The organism is Falsiroseomonas sp., from assembly GCF_051859025.1.
In the GTDB taxonomy this organism is placed as follows: Bacteria; Pseudomonadota; Alphaproteobacteria; order Acetobacterales; family Acetobacteraceae; genus Falsiroseomonas.
On record NZ_JBHYGL010000039.1, the window covers coordinates 19787 to 35321 of the forward strand.

The 15535-nt window shown below is 72.7% G+C and carries 13 protein-coding genes; 3 read left to right on the top strand and 10 right to left on the bottom strand.

Translation table 11 applies throughout. From position 1 onward, the window contains the following. Positions 1-125 precede the first annotated feature (125 nt). From rseP to rpsB, 8 genes are all read right to left on the bottom strand, one after another. Positions 126-1235: an RIP metalloprotease RseP gene (gene rseP, locus ACTIE5_RS26045; RefSeq protein WP_439552656.1), complete on the bottom strand. Its 1110-nt coding sequence runs from the start codon at positions 1233-1235 to the stop codon at positions 126-128. An 86-nt stretch (positions 1236-1321) separates the two neighbouring features. Continuing rightward, the gene (gene dxr / locus ACTIE5_RS26050) at positions 1322-2503 is read right to left on the bottom strand and encodes a 1-deoxy-D-xylulose-5-phosphate reductoisomerase (RefSeq protein ID WP_439552657.1); all 1182 of its coding nucleotides are present in this window, start codon (positions 2501-2503) and stop codon (positions 1322-1324) included. Next, positions 2503-3363, bottom strand: a complete 861-nt coding sequence (locus tag ACTIE5_RS26055; protein ID WP_439552658.1) for a phosphatidate cytidylyltransferase — start codon at positions 3361-3363, stop codon at positions 2503-2505. The genes dxr and ACTIE5_RS26055 overlap by 1 nt, the downstream gene beginning before the upstream one ends. 23 nt (positions 3364-3386) lie before the next feature. Further along, on the bottom strand, positions 3387-4145 hold the full coding sequence (gene uppS / locus ACTIE5_RS26060) for a polyprenyl diphosphate synthase (RefSeq protein WP_439552659.1): 759 nt from the start codon (positions 4143-4145) through the stop codon (positions 3387-3389). A gap of 72 nt (positions 4146-4217) precedes the next feature. Then, positions 4218-4790, bottom strand: a complete 573-nt coding sequence (frr, locus tag ACTIE5_RS26065; protein ID WP_439552660.1) for a ribosome recycling factor — start codon at positions 4788-4790, stop codon at positions 4218-4220. Positions 4791-4804: 14 nt separating this feature from the next. Further along, positions 4805-5527: a UMP kinase gene (pyrH, locus tag ACTIE5_RS26070; protein WP_439552661.1), complete on the bottom strand. Its 723-nt coding sequence runs from the start codon at positions 5525-5527 to the stop codon at positions 4805-4807. A 187-nt stretch (positions 5528-5714) separates the two neighbouring features. Beyond that, positions 5715-6623, bottom strand: a complete 909-nt coding sequence (gene tsf, locus ACTIE5_RS26075; RefSeq protein WP_439552662.1) for a translation elongation factor Ts — start codon at positions 6621-6623, stop codon at positions 5715-5717. 139 nt (positions 6624-6762) lie between these two features. Then, a complete protein-coding gene (gene rpsB, locus ACTIE5_RS26080) occupies positions 6763-7584 on the bottom strand; it encodes a 30S ribosomal protein S2 (RefSeq protein WP_439552663.1) in 822 nt (273 codons plus the stop codon). Positions 7585-7876: 292 nt separating this feature from the next. On the opposite strand from rpsB, the gene ACTIE5_RS26085 reads away from it, so the two are divergent. From ACTIE5_RS26085 to ACTIE5_RS26095, 3 genes are all read left to right on the top strand, one after another. After that, entirely contained in the window at positions 7877-10165 is a 2289-nt protein-coding gene (locus ACTIE5_RS26085; RefSeq protein WP_439552664.1) for a glycosyltransferase, read from the top strand. 97 nt (positions 10166-10262) lie between these two features. Beyond that, complete coding sequence (locus tag ACTIE5_RS26090) at positions 10263-11474, top strand: glycosyltransferase (protein ID WP_439552665.1); 1212 nt, start codon at positions 10263-10265, stop codon at positions 11472-11474. Then, positions 11471-13855 (top strand): DUF6212 domain-containing protein, encoded by a 2385-nt coding sequence (locus ACTIE5_RS26095; protein WP_439552666.1) that lies wholly within the window; start codon positions 11471-11473, stop codon positions 13853-13855. The genes ACTIE5_RS26090 and ACTIE5_RS26095 overlap by 4 nt, the downstream gene beginning before the upstream one ends. A gap of 44 nt (positions 13856-13899) precedes the next feature. Here the strand turns inward: ACTIE5_RS26095 and ACTIE5_RS26100 are convergent, their stop codons facing one another. After that, positions 13900-14721 carry a sulfotransferase family 2 domain-containing protein gene (locus tag ACTIE5_RS26100; protein ID WP_439552667.1) on the bottom strand — a complete coding sequence of 274 codons (822 nt, stop codon included), beginning with the start codon at positions 14719-14721 and terminating at the stop codon, positions 13900-13902. Further along, positions 14718-15512, bottom strand: a complete 795-nt coding sequence (locus tag ACTIE5_RS26105; protein WP_439552668.1) for a hypothetical protein — start codon at positions 15510-15512, stop codon at positions 14718-14720. Before ACTIE5_RS26105 ends, ACTIE5_RS26100 begins: the two co-directional genes overlap by 4 nt. Between the last annotated feature and the right edge of the window lie 23 nt (positions 15513-15535).

A 15535-nucleotide genomic window follows, 5' to 3' on the forward strand; every position in this document is an offset into this window, starting at 1 on the left:
CCGCCACCCCTGCACCGGGGCGGCCTCACCTGGCGCCCCCTGCCCCGTCGCGGCCCCGGCGGATGGGCGGGGGCCGCAGGCTTGAAACCCGCGGCCAGCCGCCATTTCCGCCCGGCGCCGCCCGTTCAGCTGAACAGGCCGGCGACCCAGGTGAACAGGCCGAACTGGGACAGGTCGTTCCAGGTGGCGAAGACGAAGAGGGTGATGAGGAGCGCGAATCCGGCGCGATACCCCATCTCCTGCGCCCGCGGCGGCAGCGGCCGGCCGCGAATCGCTTCCGCCGCGTAGAACATCAGGTGCCCGCCATCCAGCACGGGAATCGGGAACAGGTTGATCAGCGCCAGGTTCACCGACAGCACAGCCATGAAGGAGACGAGGGCCGTGATCCCCATCTCCGCCACCTGGCCTGACATCTGCGCGATGCGCAGCGGCCCGCCCAGATCCTCCGCCCCGCGGCCGCCGGCGATCATCTGCCAGACGGCGGCAAGGGTCTGGACCGTGATGTCGGCGGTCTGCGTCACGCCGCCCCACATGGCGCTGAAGGGGTCGAGCCGCTTGAACTCCGCCGCGCCGGCGCCGACGCCGAGCACACCCACCGTGCGCTCCCCGTTCTGGCGCGGCTCGGGCACGGCTTCCACCTGGCGCTGCCGGCCCTCACGGTCGATCGTCATCGTGACGGTCTGGCCGGCGCGGGGCTGGATGTGGCGCTGCACCTCCTCGAACCGCGTCACGGCCTGGCCATCCAGCGCCAGGATCCGGTCGCCGGGCACCAGCCCGGCCCGCGCGGCGGCGGAGCCTTCCTGCACGGTTGAGACGGTGGTGGTGGCGGAGGGCTTGCCCACGGTCATGTAGAGGCCGCCGAACATCAGGACGGCCAGCAGGAAATTCGCGAAGGGCCCGGCCGCCACGACGATGGCACGGTCGCGCACCGGCTTTTCGTGGAACGTCTCACCCGGGCGCCAGGAGGCACGGACCTCCGGGCTCGCATCCTCCGGCGTCTCCTGCCCGTGCAGCTTCACATAGCCACCGAGCGGCAGCCAGCCGACCCGCCATTCCGTGCCGCGCTTGTCGGTCCAGTTGGCGATGGCGCGGCCGAAGCCGACGGAGAAACGCTCCACATGGATGCCCCGCCAGCGCGCCGCCAGATAGTGGCCGAGTTCGTGGAAGAAGACGAGCACGCCGAGCACGACCACGAAGGCGACGATGGTGCGGATGGGTTCTGGCAGGAAATCCAAGGTGCTCTCCAGGGGCGCGGCACTGCGCCGGTATTCTGGCGCGTGGCCCCGCGCCGGGTCGGCAAAGGAGGTGGCAGCCCGCGCCCTCAGGCGACCTTGGCGCGCATCCCGGCCCGCCGCGCGGCTTCCCGCCGCGACAGGGCATCGAGCGCGAGGATGCCATCCACCCCCAGCGCCAGCGGCGTGCCGGCTTCCGCGACCAGGGCGCCGAGCGTCTCCTCGACCACCGCCGCGATGTCGAGGAAGCCGAGGCGCCGTTCCAGGAACAGCCCCACCGCCACCTCATTCGCAGCGTTCAATATAGTCGGAGCGCCGCCGCCTGCCTGCAAGGCCTCCCTCGCCAGGCGGAGCGCGGGGAAGCGGACGGGGTCGGGGGCGGAGAATTCGAGCTTGCCCAGCATGGCAAGGTCGAGCCGCGGCGCGCCGACCGCCATGCGTTCCGGCCAGGCCAGGGCATGGGCGATGGGGGTGCGCATGTCGGGCGATCCCAACTGCGCCAGGATGGAACCGTCGCTGTACTGCACCAGGCCATGCACCGCGGATTGCGGGTGGATCAGCACCTCGATCCGCGATTCGTGGACGGGGAAGAGGCGCGCGGCCTCGATTACCTCCAGCCCCTTGTTCATCATCGTGGCGCTGTCGACGCTGATCTTGGCGCCCATGGACCAGACGGGATGGGCCACCGCCTGTTCCGGCGTGGCCGTCGCCATCCGCGCCAGGTCCCAGTGGCGGAAGGGACCGCCGGACGCCGTCAGGATGATCTTCTCCACGCCCTTCGGGTCCTGCCCCGCCAGGGCCTGGAAGATGGCGTTGTGCTCGCTGTCCACGGGCAGCAGCAGCGCGCCGCTTTCGGCCGCCGTGCGCAGCACCAGCTCCGCCGCGCAGACCAGGCTTTCCTTATTGGCCAGCGCCAGCGTGCCGCCGCGCGCCAGCGCCGCGAGGGTGGAGCGCAGCCCCGCCGCGCCGACGATCGCCGCCATGGTCCAGTCCGCCGGCCGCGCGGCTGCCTGTTCCACCGCCGCCGCACCGGCCGCGATTTCGATTCCCGTGCCGCCCAGCGCCGCCTTCAGCGCCGGCCAGGCCGCTTCATCCGCCACCACCGCCATGCGGGCGCCGAGGCGCCGGGCCTGGTCGGCCAGCACCGGCACGTCCCGGTTGGCGACCAGCGCCTCCACCGTGAAGCGCCCGGGTTCCGCCGCTTCCAGCAGCGCGATGGTGGACCGGCCGATGGAGCCGGTGGAGCCGAGGATGGTGATCGAGCGCGGCATCAGCCCCAGCCCCAGAGCGGCCGGCCGAGGCCGAGCATGAAGGAGATGACGGATGCCACCGGCGCCGCCGCCAGCACGCCATCCAGCCGGTCCAGCAACCCGCCATGGCCGGGGATGAGGGACGAGGTGTCCTTCACCTTGAAGTGCCGCTTGATGGCGGATTCCAGCAGGTCCCCGGCCATGGAGGCGACGGAGACGATGGCCACGACCACCGCGATCGACAGCAGCGACGCGCCCGGCGTGAAGGCCAGCGCGCAGGCGCCGCCCGCGATCATCGCGGAAACCAGCCCCCCCGCCGCCCCGGACCAGGTCTTGTTGGGGGAGATGGAGGGCGCGAGCTTCGGCCCGCCAAAGGCCCGGCCCGCCATGTAGGCTCCGATGTCAGACGCCCAGACGACCAGGAACAGGAACAGGACATTGGCCCGCCCGGCTTCCGTATCGTGGCGCAACTCGATCAGCGCGATGCCGGCCAGGCCGATATAGAGCACGCCCGCCGCGAGCCGCCCGGCAGGCTGGGTCAGGCTGCCGCCCATCCGCTGCGCGCCCACCCAGGTGGCGATCCAGCCCGCGACCAGCACGGCGAGCGCGGTGCGGGGATGATCCTCCACCGCGAAGGCACCGGCGACCAGCACCACGAGCGGCACGGCGAGCCCCGGGAAGACCCGGGTCCGGCGGCCGCAGAGATGCACCCATTCCCAGGCCAGCACCGCGACGGCGATGGCCATCAGCGCCGTGAAGGCTTCCGCGCCGAACCAGATGCAGGCCACCGCCGCCGGGCCCAGCACGGCGGCGGACAGCGCGCGCTTGCGCAGGTCCCGCCACCGCTTGGCGTCATCGGCCGCCGCCGCCACTGTTGTCATTCCCCCCGGACCACCCTGTACTGCTACGCGACGCGAACGCCGTAGCGCCGCTCCCGCCGCGCGAATTCGCCGATTGCCTCGGCCAGATGCCGTGCCTCGTAATCCGGCCAGAGCACGTCCTGGAAGACGAACTCCGAATAGGCGGATTGCCACAGCAGGAAATTGGACAGCCGCTGTTCGCCCGACGTGCGGATGATGAGGTCGGGGTCGGGCATCCCCTGGGTAGAGAGCATCCGCCCGAAGGCGGCCTCGTCCAGCGCCGCCGGGTCCAGCCCACCTTCCAGCGCCCGCTGCATGGCGGCCCGCGCGGCGGCGACGATTTCCGCCCGCCCGCCATAGGACAGCGCGACGTTCAGGTTGAGCCGCCTTCCCTCCGCCGTCATGGCTTCCGCCGCATCGATGGCGCGCACCAGGTCGGGGCCGAAGCGCTCCCTCTCCCCGATGATGCGGAGGCGGATGCCCTCCTTCACCAGGGTCTTCACTTCCGAGCGCAGATAGAGGCGCATCAGGCCCGTGAGGTCCCGCACCTCATCCGCCGGGCGGCGCCAGTTCTCGGAGGAGAAGGCGAAGAGGGTGAGCCAGCCGATGCCGGCTTCCGCAGCGGCCTCGATCGCCCGCCGCGCGGCTTCCGCGCCGGCCTTGTGGCCGAGTGCGCGGGGCAGGCCGCGGGCGGCCGCCCAGCGGCCATTGCCATCCATGATGATGCCGACATGGACCGGCACCGCATCGCCGGACCCGGAGGCCTGGCTGGCCGCGGCGGCAGGCTTGGCGGCCGCGCTCATCGGCGCGCCGTCCCGGTCACGGTCGGCCCGTGGCTGGCTGGCATGGCGCTGCGCCTTCCCACCGGAATGCCGTCAGCTCGTGCGGATGTCCTTTTCCTTCTCCGCCAGCGTCGTATCGACGGTCTTGATCTGGGCGTCGGTCATCTTCTGGATCTCGTCTGACCAGCGCTTCACGTCGTCCTGGCTGGCCTCGGACTTCTTGTCCTTCTCCCAGCCCTTCACCGTCTCCATCCCGTCGCGACGGACGCTGCGCATGGCGACCTTGGCGGCCTCGGCATACTTGCCGGCGGTCTTCACCAGGTCGTTGCGGCGTTCCTGCGTCAGCGGCGGCAGCGGCACGCGGATCACCTGGCCTTCCGCCATCGGGTTCAGGCCAAGGCCGGAGTCGCGGATCGCGACCTCCACGTTCTTCACCACGGACTTGTCCCAGACCTGGACGGAGAGCAGCCCCGGGCCCGCGACGCCGATATTGGCCAGCTGGGTCAGCGGCTGGTTGGTGCCATAGGCCTCGACGCGGATCGGCTCCAGCAGCGCGGGGCTCGCGCGGCCGGTGCGCAGCCCGGCGAATTCCTTCTTCAGGGTCTCCAGCGCACCGTCCATGCGGCGCTGCAGGTCGCGCTTGTACGCGGCGAAATCGGCGGCCATGCCTGCCCTTCTCCCTACGGATCGATCACGGTGGTGAACTTGCCGTCGCCCAGCATCACGGCGGTGAAGGCACCGGGTTCGTGGATGTTGAAGACGACGATCGGCAGCTTGTTCTCGCGCGCCAGGCTGATGGCGGCAGCGTCCATCACCTGCAGGTCCCGCGCCAGGACCTCAAGGTAGGTCAGCTGCTCGTAGCGTTCCGCCTTGGGGTTCTTGCGCGGATCGGCGGTGTAGATGCCATCGACCTGCGTGCCCTTCAGCAGCGCGTCGCAGCCCATCTCGGCAGCGCGGAGAGCGGCCGCGGTGTCGGTCGTGAAGAAGGGGTTGCCCGTGCCGGCGGCGAAGATCACCACCCGGCCCTTTTCCATGTGCCGGATGGCGCGGCGGCGGATGAAGGGCTCCGCCAGGCTCGCCATGGAGATCGCGGATTGCACCCGCGTCGGCACACCCATCTTCTCCAGCCAGTTCTGCATGGCCAGCGCGTTCATCACGGTGGCCAGCATGCCCATGCCATCGGCCTGGGCACGGTCCATGCCGGCGGAGGCGCCGGCGACGCCACGGAAGATGTTGCCGCCGCCGATCACCATGCAGACCTGCACGCCCAGGTTCACGACATCGCGCACGTCTTCGGCGATGCGACGCAGCACGCCGATGTCCAGGCCGTAGTCGCGCTCACCCATCAGCGCCTCGCCGGACACCTTGAGCAGGACGCGCTTGTAGATGGGGGGTCTGCTCATGGGTGGCGAAATATCCAGGCGTCTGAGGGGTTGCGCACCATAGGCGGCGCATCATGGCGGCGGCAAGGCGAGCCCCTGGCCCGCCCTGTCACACCATGCCGAGAGCAGGCACCGTATACGATGCTGCTCCACGGCATGCTGGTTCCGGCGCCCCGAACCGTCGCGGGATGGGGCGCCGGGTCGGGCGTCAGCCCTTGGCGGCGGCCGCGACTTCGGCGGCGAAGTCGGTCGCCGCCTTCTCGATGCCTTCGCCCAGCTGGAAGCGGGCGAAGCCCGTCAGCGTGCCGCCGGCCTTCTGCACCACCTGCTTCACGCGGCTCTCGCCGTCATGCACCCAGACCTGCTCCAGCAGCACCACTTCCTCGTAGTACTTGCGGATGCGGCCCTCGATCATCTTCTCGATGATCGCGGCCGGCTTGCCGGAACCGGAGGCCTGTTCGCGCAGAACCGCCTTCTCGCGCTCCAGGGCCGAGCCCTCGACGTTGGAGATGTCGAGCGCTTCCGGACGGGCGGCGGCGACATGCATGCCGATCTGCCGGCCCAGCACCTCAAGCGCCTCGATCTCGCTCGCGGCTTCCAGCGCCACCAGCACGCCGATCTTGCCGAGGCCCGGCTTCACCGCGTTGTGGATGTAGGTGGCGACGGTGCCGGACGGCACGCGCAGCACCTTGGCGCGGCGGATCGACATGTTCTCGCCGATCGTGGCGATCAGCTTGACCAGCTCGTCCTGCGTGGAGTGCGAGGTGCCGGGGAAGGTCGCGGCCTTCAGCGCTTCCACGTCATCGCCGACGGACAGCGCCAGGCTCGCGACTTCGGCGACGAAGTTCTGGAAGGTCTCGTTGCGCGCCAGGAAGTCGGTCTCGGCATTCACCTCGACCATCGCGGCGATGTTCGGGCCGGAGGCGACGCCCACCAGGCCCTCGGACGCCACGCGGCCGGACTTCTTCGCGGCAGCCGACAGGCCCTTCTTCCGCAGCCAGTCGATCGCGCCTTCCATGTCGCCGTCGGATTCGACCAGCGCCTTCTTGCAGTCCATCATGCCGGCGCCGGTCTTCTCGCGCAGGTCGCGCACCAGTGCCGCGGTGATCTCGGCCATATCGATCGCTCCCGATTCATCGAATCACGGCCGCATCGGGTCAGTGCCCGGCGGCCTGGGTACATCAGGGTGCCGGGCGTGGTTCGCCCGGCATGTCAGGAAACGCCCCAGGCCTGCGGCCCGGGGCGCCTTGCACTTATTAGGCTGCGGGCCGTTCCGGCGCAGCCTCGGCGGCGGCCACAGGGGCCTCCTCCAGCACTTCGGCGGCGACGTCGGGCAGCGCCTCGATCGGCAGGTCCGCCTGCGCGCCGAGGTCGGCGCCGGAGGAGCCGAGCTCGGCCGAGATGCCGTCCAGCACCGCGCCGGCGACGCTGTCGCAGTACAGGTGGATGGCGCGGATCGCGTCGTCATTGCCGGGGATCGGGAAGGCGATGCCCGAGGGATCGGCATTGCTGTCGACCACGGCCACGACGGGGATGCCGAGCTTGTTGGCCTCCTCGATCGCCAGCTTCTCCTTCACCGTGTCGATGACGAAGATGATGTCGGGCAGGCCGCCCATGTCCTTGATGCCGCCGAGCGCGCGGTCCAGCTTCTCCTTGTCCCGCGTCAGCATCAGGACTTCCTTCTTGGTGAGGCCCTGGATGTTGCCGCCGAGCTGCTCTTCCATCTGCTTCAGGCGCTTGATGCTGCCCTGGATGGTCTTCCAGTTGGTCAGCATGCCGCCGAGCCAGCGATGGTTCACGTAGTACTGGCCGCAACGCGCGGCGCTTTCGGCCACGTAGTCCGCCGCCGCCTTCTTGGTGCCGACCAGCAGCACGCGGCCGCCGCCGGCGACCACATCACGGATCGCGCGCAGCGCGCGGTCCATCATCGGCACGGTCTGCTGCAGGTCCAGGATGTGGACCTGGTTGCGGACGCCGAAGATGTACGGCGCCATCTTGGGGTTCCAGCGGCGCGTGTGGTGTCCGAAGTGGACGCCGGCCTCGAGCAGGCCGCGCAGGGTGACGTCGGGCATCGCCATCGGCGAAATCCTTTCTAGCTTCCAGTGGTCCGGTTTGCCTCCGCGCTGCCGCCCCCGCCCCGTGAACCGAGGGGGTGGGGACCGGACCCTCGCCAGGCCACCTGTTCAGGGTGGCGTGCCGGAAGGGTGCACCGCGTGCGAATTTGCCGCCCCGGGGGTTGAGCCCCGGACCGGCGGGCGCGGTATGCCCCAGCCCGGCCGCCCGCGCAAGCACGGCGCCCCTCCCGCCTGACGCAACTCCGGCGCGAACCCCTTGGCAAAGCAGGGCGGAGGACCCCAGACTCCCCCTTGCATGCGCATCCTGGCCATCTCGCCCACCCCCAGCCACCCGCAGGATGCCGGCAACCGCGCCCGCATCCATGCGGTGCTGTCCGCCCTGAAGGCGGCCGGCCACGCCGTCCACCTGTGTCTGCTGATGCGGGAAAACCCCCCGCCCCCCGCCCTCGCCGCCATGCGGGATGCCTGGGACGAGCTCGTCGAGGTGCCGCATGACCGGGGGCGGGAGGCGCGGAGCCTCGGCCCCCTCCAGGCCATCGACGACTGGATCCTGCCGGAGGCGAAGGCCGCCTTCGCCGCGCTGGCCGCCCGCCAGCCGCGATTCGACCTGGTGCTGGTGAACTACGTCTTCCTCTCCCGCGCCCTGACCTTCTTCGACCACCGCACCATCAAGGTGATCGACGCCCATGACATCTTCGCCGGCCGCGCGCAGGCGCTGGCCGCGATCGGCCTGGAGAACCGCTTCTTTGCCACGACGGCGGAGGAGGAGGCCGCGGGCCTGGACCGCGCCGACCTGGTGCTGGCGATCCAGGAGGAGGAGCGGCGCCACTTCACCCTCGTGACCCGCGCCGCGACAGCGACGCTCGGCCACCTGCCGGTGTCGAACCAGCCGCCGCCGCCGCCCGCGGAGGCGCTTTCCATCGGCTATATCGGCAGCGGCAACCCGCTGAACACCCGCGCGCTCGGCCGCTTCCTGGCCGCGCTGCCACCGGGGGAGGTCGCGGCAGCCGGGGGGCGCGTGGTGGTGGCCGGCGGCGCCTGCCAGGGCCTGGCCCCCGCGCCCGGGCTGCAACTGCTCGGCCCCGTGGCGGACCCCGACATGCTCTACGCCGAGGCCGGCCTGGTGGTGAACCCGCATGAGGGCGGGACGGGCCTCAAGATCAAGACGGTGGAGGCGCTGGCCCGGGGCCGGCCCGTGATCGGCACCGCCGCCGCCTTCGCCGGCCTGCCCGCCGAGCACGTCTTCCACGCCGCGCCCGATGCCGCCGCGGTGGCGCGCCTGGCCCGCCGCTGGCTCGCCTCCGCCGCCTTCCGGGATGAGGTGGCGGAGGCCTCCGCCCGCCTGTTCCACCGCTACGCGCTGGGGGTGGGGGCCGCCCGCGCGCGCCTCGCCTCCCCGGCTGGCCTGGCCTCGATCCTCGATCGGCCGCGCCTGCTGATGCTGACGGATGTGCCGTGGTGGCGCGGCAGCCTCGGCAACCAGGCGCGGATCGGCGCAGTGGTGGAGGCGACGCGGGAGGAATTCGACCTCGACCTGTTCTTCACCGGCGACCTGCCGGGGGCGGAGCGGGAGGCAGCGCGCCGCGCGCTCGGCCGCCGCGGGCGCCTGTTCACGCCCCGCCCGGCGGGAGAGGCGGCGATGCCATGGGGGCTCACGCCCTTCGAGAAGCCGCGCTTCGACGGCGCGGTGATGGCATCGCTGGAGGCGCATCTGGCGCGCAACCCGCCCCAGGCCGTGATGGTGCAGTATCTCCGCCTGTCATGGATGCGCCTGGCGCGCGGGATGCCGAAGCTGACGGTGCTGGACACGCATGACGTCATGTCGCTGCGCGCCCAGAATTTCCGCCTGTTCGGACAGGAGCACTTCATCCAGATCCCGGTGGCGGAGGAGTTGAAGATCCTGGACGGCTTCGCCCAGGTGATGGCGATCCAGGCGGAGGAAGCGCGGTGGCTGGAGGCGCTGCTGCCCGGCCGCGTCATCCTGGCCCCCCATGCCCTGCCGGCGCTGCTGCCGGCGCGCGGATCGCCACCCGGCGCGCAGCCCCGCATCGGCTTCATCGGCGGCGACAGCCCGATGAACCGCGACGGGCTGCGCTGGCTGCTGGACCAGGTTTGGCCGGCGATCCAGCCGCTCGGCGCCGAATTGCATGTGGCCGGTGGCGTCTGCGCGGAGATGCCGAAGGGCCGCCCCGGCGTGGTCCTGCTGGGGGAGGTCGCGGACCAGCAGGCCTTCCTCGACGGGCTGGATATCGCCGTGAACCCGGTCTTCTACGGCGGTGGCCTGAAGATCAAGACAGTTGAGTACCTGGCCCGCGGGCTGCCCAGCGTGCTGACGGCGGAAGCGCTGTTCGGCATCCAGGGCGGCGCCGGCACCGCCTATGCCCTGGCGGAGAATCGCGCGCAGTTCGTGGCCGCGCTGGCTCTGCTGGTGCAGGATCGCGCGGCGCGGGCACGGATGGCGGAAGCCGCCTTCACCTTCGGACGCCGGCATTTCGGCCCGCAGGCGCTGGCGCCGGCGATCGGCACGCTGGCGGCGCTGGCGCGGGGCGTGCCGCGACTGGCGCCGGCCTCCATCCCCGCGTGACCGGCGCATATCGCGTGGCATCCGGCGCCGGCTTGCGCTACCTACGCGGCATGGCGCCCGGCGGACCGATACCCCCCTGCATCGTGCGCGCGGCGTCATGCCGCTGAACCCGTCCCGTCACCTCACGCGGCTGTTGCTGGCGCTGCCCTCCCTCCGCTTCGGTGGCACCGAACGCCATGCGGCGGAGCTGGCCGCGCGGCTTAGCGCGGAGGGGCTGGAGGTGACGCTGGCGGCGGAACCCGCACTGCTGGCGCCACTCATCGCCGCGCTCCCGCCCGGTCTGCCCACGCCGCGAATCATGGCGGCAAACCTTGGCTGGGATGAAGACGAATCTCCCAGCACCGCGACGGAGCGCCAGCGCGCGGCCGCGGAAGCGCTGCTGGCGACGGAGACGCCCGACATCGTTCTGCTGCCCCTGCCCTGGCCGGATGCGGGGCTTGGCCTCATGCGGGCCGTGGCGGCGCGCGGCGTGCCGCGGCTGGTGGCCCTGCACCTGGCGGCGGAGGGTCCGCCCCCGCCCGCCATCGCGGCGGCCTTGCCGGCGCTGGATGCCGCCGGCGCCGCCTGGGCCGCCGTCTCCGCCCCGGTCGCCCGGCGCGGTGCCGCCTGCTTCGGCCTGCCCCCGGGGCGCATCGCGCTGATCGACAACCCCGCCCCGGCCGTGAGCCGCGCGGGGCGGGGCGCCGCGCGCGCCACGCTGCGCGCCCTGCTGGGGCTGGGTGACGGCCAGCCGCTGATCCTCTTCGTCGGACGGCTGGAGGAAGCGAAAGGTGCCGACCTGCTGCCGGCGCTGACGGACCGGCTGAACCTGCCTTTGGCGGTGCTGGGTGACGGGTTGCTGCGCGGGCACCTGGAGGCGGAAGCGCGGGCCGATCCGCGCGGGCTGCTGCGGCTGATCGGCCAGGTCCCCGACCCCGCCGACTGGTACCTCGCCGCTGATGCGCTGGTGCTGCCATCCCGCCTGGAAGGCGCGCCGCTGGTCTTCCTGGAAGCCGCCGCGCGCTTCTGCCCGGTCGTGGCCTCGGCAGCGGCGGTGGAGGGGCTGGGCCCGGACGCCCCCCGCCTGGCCCGCATCGCCGCCAGTGCCGATGCGGCCGGGCTGGCGGAGGCCGTGCAAGCGCTGCTCGCCGATCCCGCCGGCGCCGCCGCCATGGCCGCCCGCGCGGCCGCCGAAGCCGGGCGACGAAGCTGGCCACGCGCCGTCCCGGCCTGGATGGGGCAGCTGCGCCTGGCCGCCGCCCTGGCGCCCCCGTCACAGACCGACCGGCCCTGGGCCGAACCCCTCCCCTACCCGGAGAATGCCGCATGACCGCCTTCCTGATCGGCGCCGCGGAACTGGCCGCGCTGGCCGCCGGCACGCCGATGATCGTCGCCGCGCCCAATGTGGAGAGGCTCGGGCTGGAGGGCGCCGGCAGCCTTCCCATCACCGTGCTCCGGCCCGTGGATGGGGTGCTGCGCCAGGCCGATGGTCCGCCCGGGCCGGCCCTGCCCCTGCCGCCGGGCCTTCGCCCGCTGGCCAGCGTGGCAGGCGATGCGGCGAGCGCCGTGGCCCTTGCCGCCGGCCTGCCGCCGGGCATCCCGGCCCTGCCCGCCACCGGCCTGCTGCCCGCGCTGATCGCAAGGCTGGTGGCGGCACTGACGGAGGCCGAGGCCCTGCGTGGCGCGCTGCAACGCCGCCTGGCCGCCCAGCCCGTGGCGGCGCCGCGCCGTGTGATCGACCTCGCCCCCGTCCCCACCGGTCCTGCGCCGCCGCCGCGCGCCATGCAGCCGCTGGGCCGCGGGGCTGAGAGCCTTTGCTGCGTGGCGCTGTACCTGGCCGTGCCGGCGAGCGAGGCCGCATCCCTGCTCCGAATCCGCCTGGTGGCCGGAGGCCGGATCATCGGCGCCTGGACCGTGCCCGGGCGTGATCTGGTGCCGGGATGGCTGGCCCTGGAACTGCCGGAACCCGCCCCCGCCGGTGGCGGGGAGGCGCATCTGGAGATCGCGCTGGATGCCGCCGCGGGTGACCGGGTGCGGATTGCCTCCGGCGGGCCCGATGCCGGCGCGCCGCTGGCGCTGCGGGTGGAAACGGCGGAACCCGGCCATCTGCGCGCGCCGCGCCACTTCGACTGGGCGATGCGGGACCTGCCCGCCCCCGCCCCCGGCGTGATGCTGGCACTGCCCGAAGGCGCCTGGGCCGCCGCGACGCTGCAGGGCGCGACGGCGGACCGCATCGCGCTGGGGCCGGAGTCGCCGCGCCTGCTGCTGGCAATCGCCCCGGGCGCCGAAGCGCGCCTGTCCCTGCCACCGCTGCCGGCCGGGCCGGCCGACCTGGCCATGCTGGAAGCGTCGCTGCGCCTGGGCGATGCGGCGCAGGTCGAGGTCGCCCTGCTGGCCGCCCCCGCGGAAGCCACCGACAATCCGCGCCACAGCGGCTGGCGCCGAGCGGATGCGGAGGGCCGGCTGCGAGTGGCGCTGCCGCTCCCCGCCACACCCTCCGGCGCCATCGCGCTGCGCCTGGTGATCCGCAATGCCGGCCCAGCAGCGAGCATCGAGGTCGCGCGGCTGGCCCTGGCGACGGGTGCCGCCGGCGTGCCGCGGCGTGAACCCGAGGCGCCGCTTCCCTTGGCGTCGCCCGCAATGCCGGTGGCCGAGCCGCCCCAGCCCCGGCCTACCCCAGTGGCCGAACCGATCGCCGAACCGGTGGCGCCGCCGCCCCTGCCAGTCGCAGCCCCGCGACCGGTGCCCGTGGCGCCTCCCCCCGCCGCGCCCCCCCCCGCGGCGCCGATCGTTGTGCCGCGCGTGACCCCCCCGCCTGCGCCGCGGATAGACCCGGCCGCGCCGCCGCCGCAGCCGGCTGCGGCGGCGATCCGGATCGCCGCGATCCCGCCCTTGCCTGTCAAGACCGCCGCGCCCGTGGGCTCATCCCTGGGCGCCCCCCCGGTCGCGTCCCCGGTCGCGCCCCCGCCGGCACAGCTCCTCGCGGGAACCGCGCCGCCGGCGCCGAGCGGCCCGGCGCCATCGCGCGTCATGCTTCCGGGGGGCGCCCCCGCTCGTCCCGGCCCGGACGCGCCGGCGCCCTTCGGTGGCCTGGTGCCGTCGCGGGGCAGCGCCTTCCGGGTGACAGCGCCGCAGCCGCCGCTTCCCGCCGCCGTGGCAGAGGAACCAGCCGTCACCGCCATCCCGGTGACCGCGTCACCGCCCCTGCCGGCAACGGCCGCGCCACCCACCGCGCCCATCGCCTACGCGCAGGATGCGCCGACCTCGACGGCGTGGCGGGACCTCAAGCTGAACCAGCACCTCATCAACAAGGAAGGCACCTACCGCCACCTGGACCTGGCGATTACCGGCCTGGTGGCGCCGGCGGGTCTCTGGCGGCAGGTGCGGACGAAGCTGTTCGACCGGCGCGGGACCGTCGGCCTTGAATTCCGGTCCATGAAGGGCTGGCCGCAGATGTTTGACCGCTGGCCGGGCGCGCAGGTGGACAATTTCGGCCCGCTCTGGCGCCTGGAACATGCGGCGCCGGCCGAGGCGCTGTCGCAACTCGCCACCCCGCATGACCGCGCCCTGGTCGCGGCGGTGCTGGAGGTGCTGCCAGCCCTCGCCGCCCGCGCCGCCGCCACGGCCAGCCTGCCGACGGAGGACCAGGATGCCTGGACGGAGCGCGCGCAGCGCCTGGCGGCCGCGGTGGCGGAGGCCTTGCGAGGCTGAAGCAGGGCGAGGGCGAGGCTGACGGGGGCGGGCGGCCCGCCCCCTCAGCGTTGGTCCAGCCAGGCCTCCAGCGGCCCGGCGATGGCATCCCAGCGCCCCGCGACATGCCGGTAGAGCGCGATGTCCATCGCATTGGCGGCCGCGATCCGCGCCGCCAGCGCGGGGTCCGACAGGCGCGCCGCGATTTCCGCCCGCTCCGCCGCCGCGGCGCTGTTCACCCGCATACGCGCGGTCGGCGCACGATGCGGCACACCCAGCAGGGCGCAGAGCGCGCGGAAGGAAAGGGCATAGCGTTCCTGCACGCCGATGAAGGCGTAGCTGGCATCGACATGGGCGATCGCCGCCGCGATGTCGCCGGCCTCGACGATTTCCGCCGGCACCAGGTGGCGCGCAGCGCGGTTGCGCGGGCCGGCCAGGTCCAGGAAGGCCTCGAAATCGGGGATGCGGCGGCGCACCTCCTCCGCCAGCGGATGCATGGGTGATCGCTGGTAGAGGTAGTCGCTGACCAGCCGCGCGGCGGGTTCGCGCAGCATGCTGAACAGCCTGGTCCCGGGGATCCCCGCCACCAGCCGCGCGACATGGCGCTGCTGCACATGGCCGGAGGCGAAGCGGAAGGGCGTTTCGGCATGGGCCGCCAGCGCCTGTTCCACCGCCGCATCATAGCGTTCCAGCGCCGGCTTGGCCCGGTCGAGGTGATCGATGTGCAGGCTGCGGAAGGGGTTGAGGGAGATCGCGACCTCCGCCGCCAGGCTGCTGCCGGCCGTCTTCGGCACATGCACGAACAGCCAGAGCGGCGGTGGCGGCAGCGCGGCGGCCGCCAGCCATTCGTCGAACCGGCCCGCCAGCAGAAGGGGCAGCGCCGTCATCGATCCGCCAGCGCTTCCGCCAGGCGCGGCGCGACACCGGCGAGGCGCCCGTGGAAATGATCATAGAGCGCGAGGTCGAGGCGGTTCGCCTCTCGGATCCGCTGCGCCATGGCGGTGGTGACGCGGCGCTCATCCTCGTCATCGTCATTGACGTTGGCGCGGATCCTGGGGCCGCCCTGCCGCCCGGCAAGTGCGGTCAGGGTACGGAAGGAGATTTCGTACATCTCCTGGATACCGACGAAGGCGTAGGCGCGCATGACATGGGCGATGCAGGCGGGGGCGCGCCCCCCGCCCAGGATGGGCTCCGGCACCAGATGCTGGGCCATCTTGTTCTGCTCCGGCGCGAAGTCGACGTAATCCTCCAGCGTCGGGAAGCGGGCGATGAAGGCCTCGTGGACCGGGTGGCGCCTGGATCGCTGGTGGCGGTAGTCCGACACCACGCGGTCCACGGGGTTGCGCAGCATGGTCACGAAGCGGGCATCGGCGAAGCAGGCCTGCAGCCGCGCGACATGGCGGGCCAGGATGTGGCCGGATGCGAAGCGGATGCCGGCTGGCCCGGCCTCCGCCATGAATCGGTCCACCGCGTCGTCCATCCTGGCGTGGAAGCTGCGGCTGGTGTCGGTGTAGTCCACCACGATGTTCACGTCGGGCGGCAGCAGCGCCGCCAGTTCCGCACGCAGCGACGTGCCCGCCGTCTTCGGGATGTGCACCAGGATGCAGGGGTCAACGCCGACGGCCGCATCCCGCAGGTAGTCGTCGATCCTTCCGTCAAACAGGGCCTGCATCAGCATGGCCGGACGCTTCCGGAAGGGTG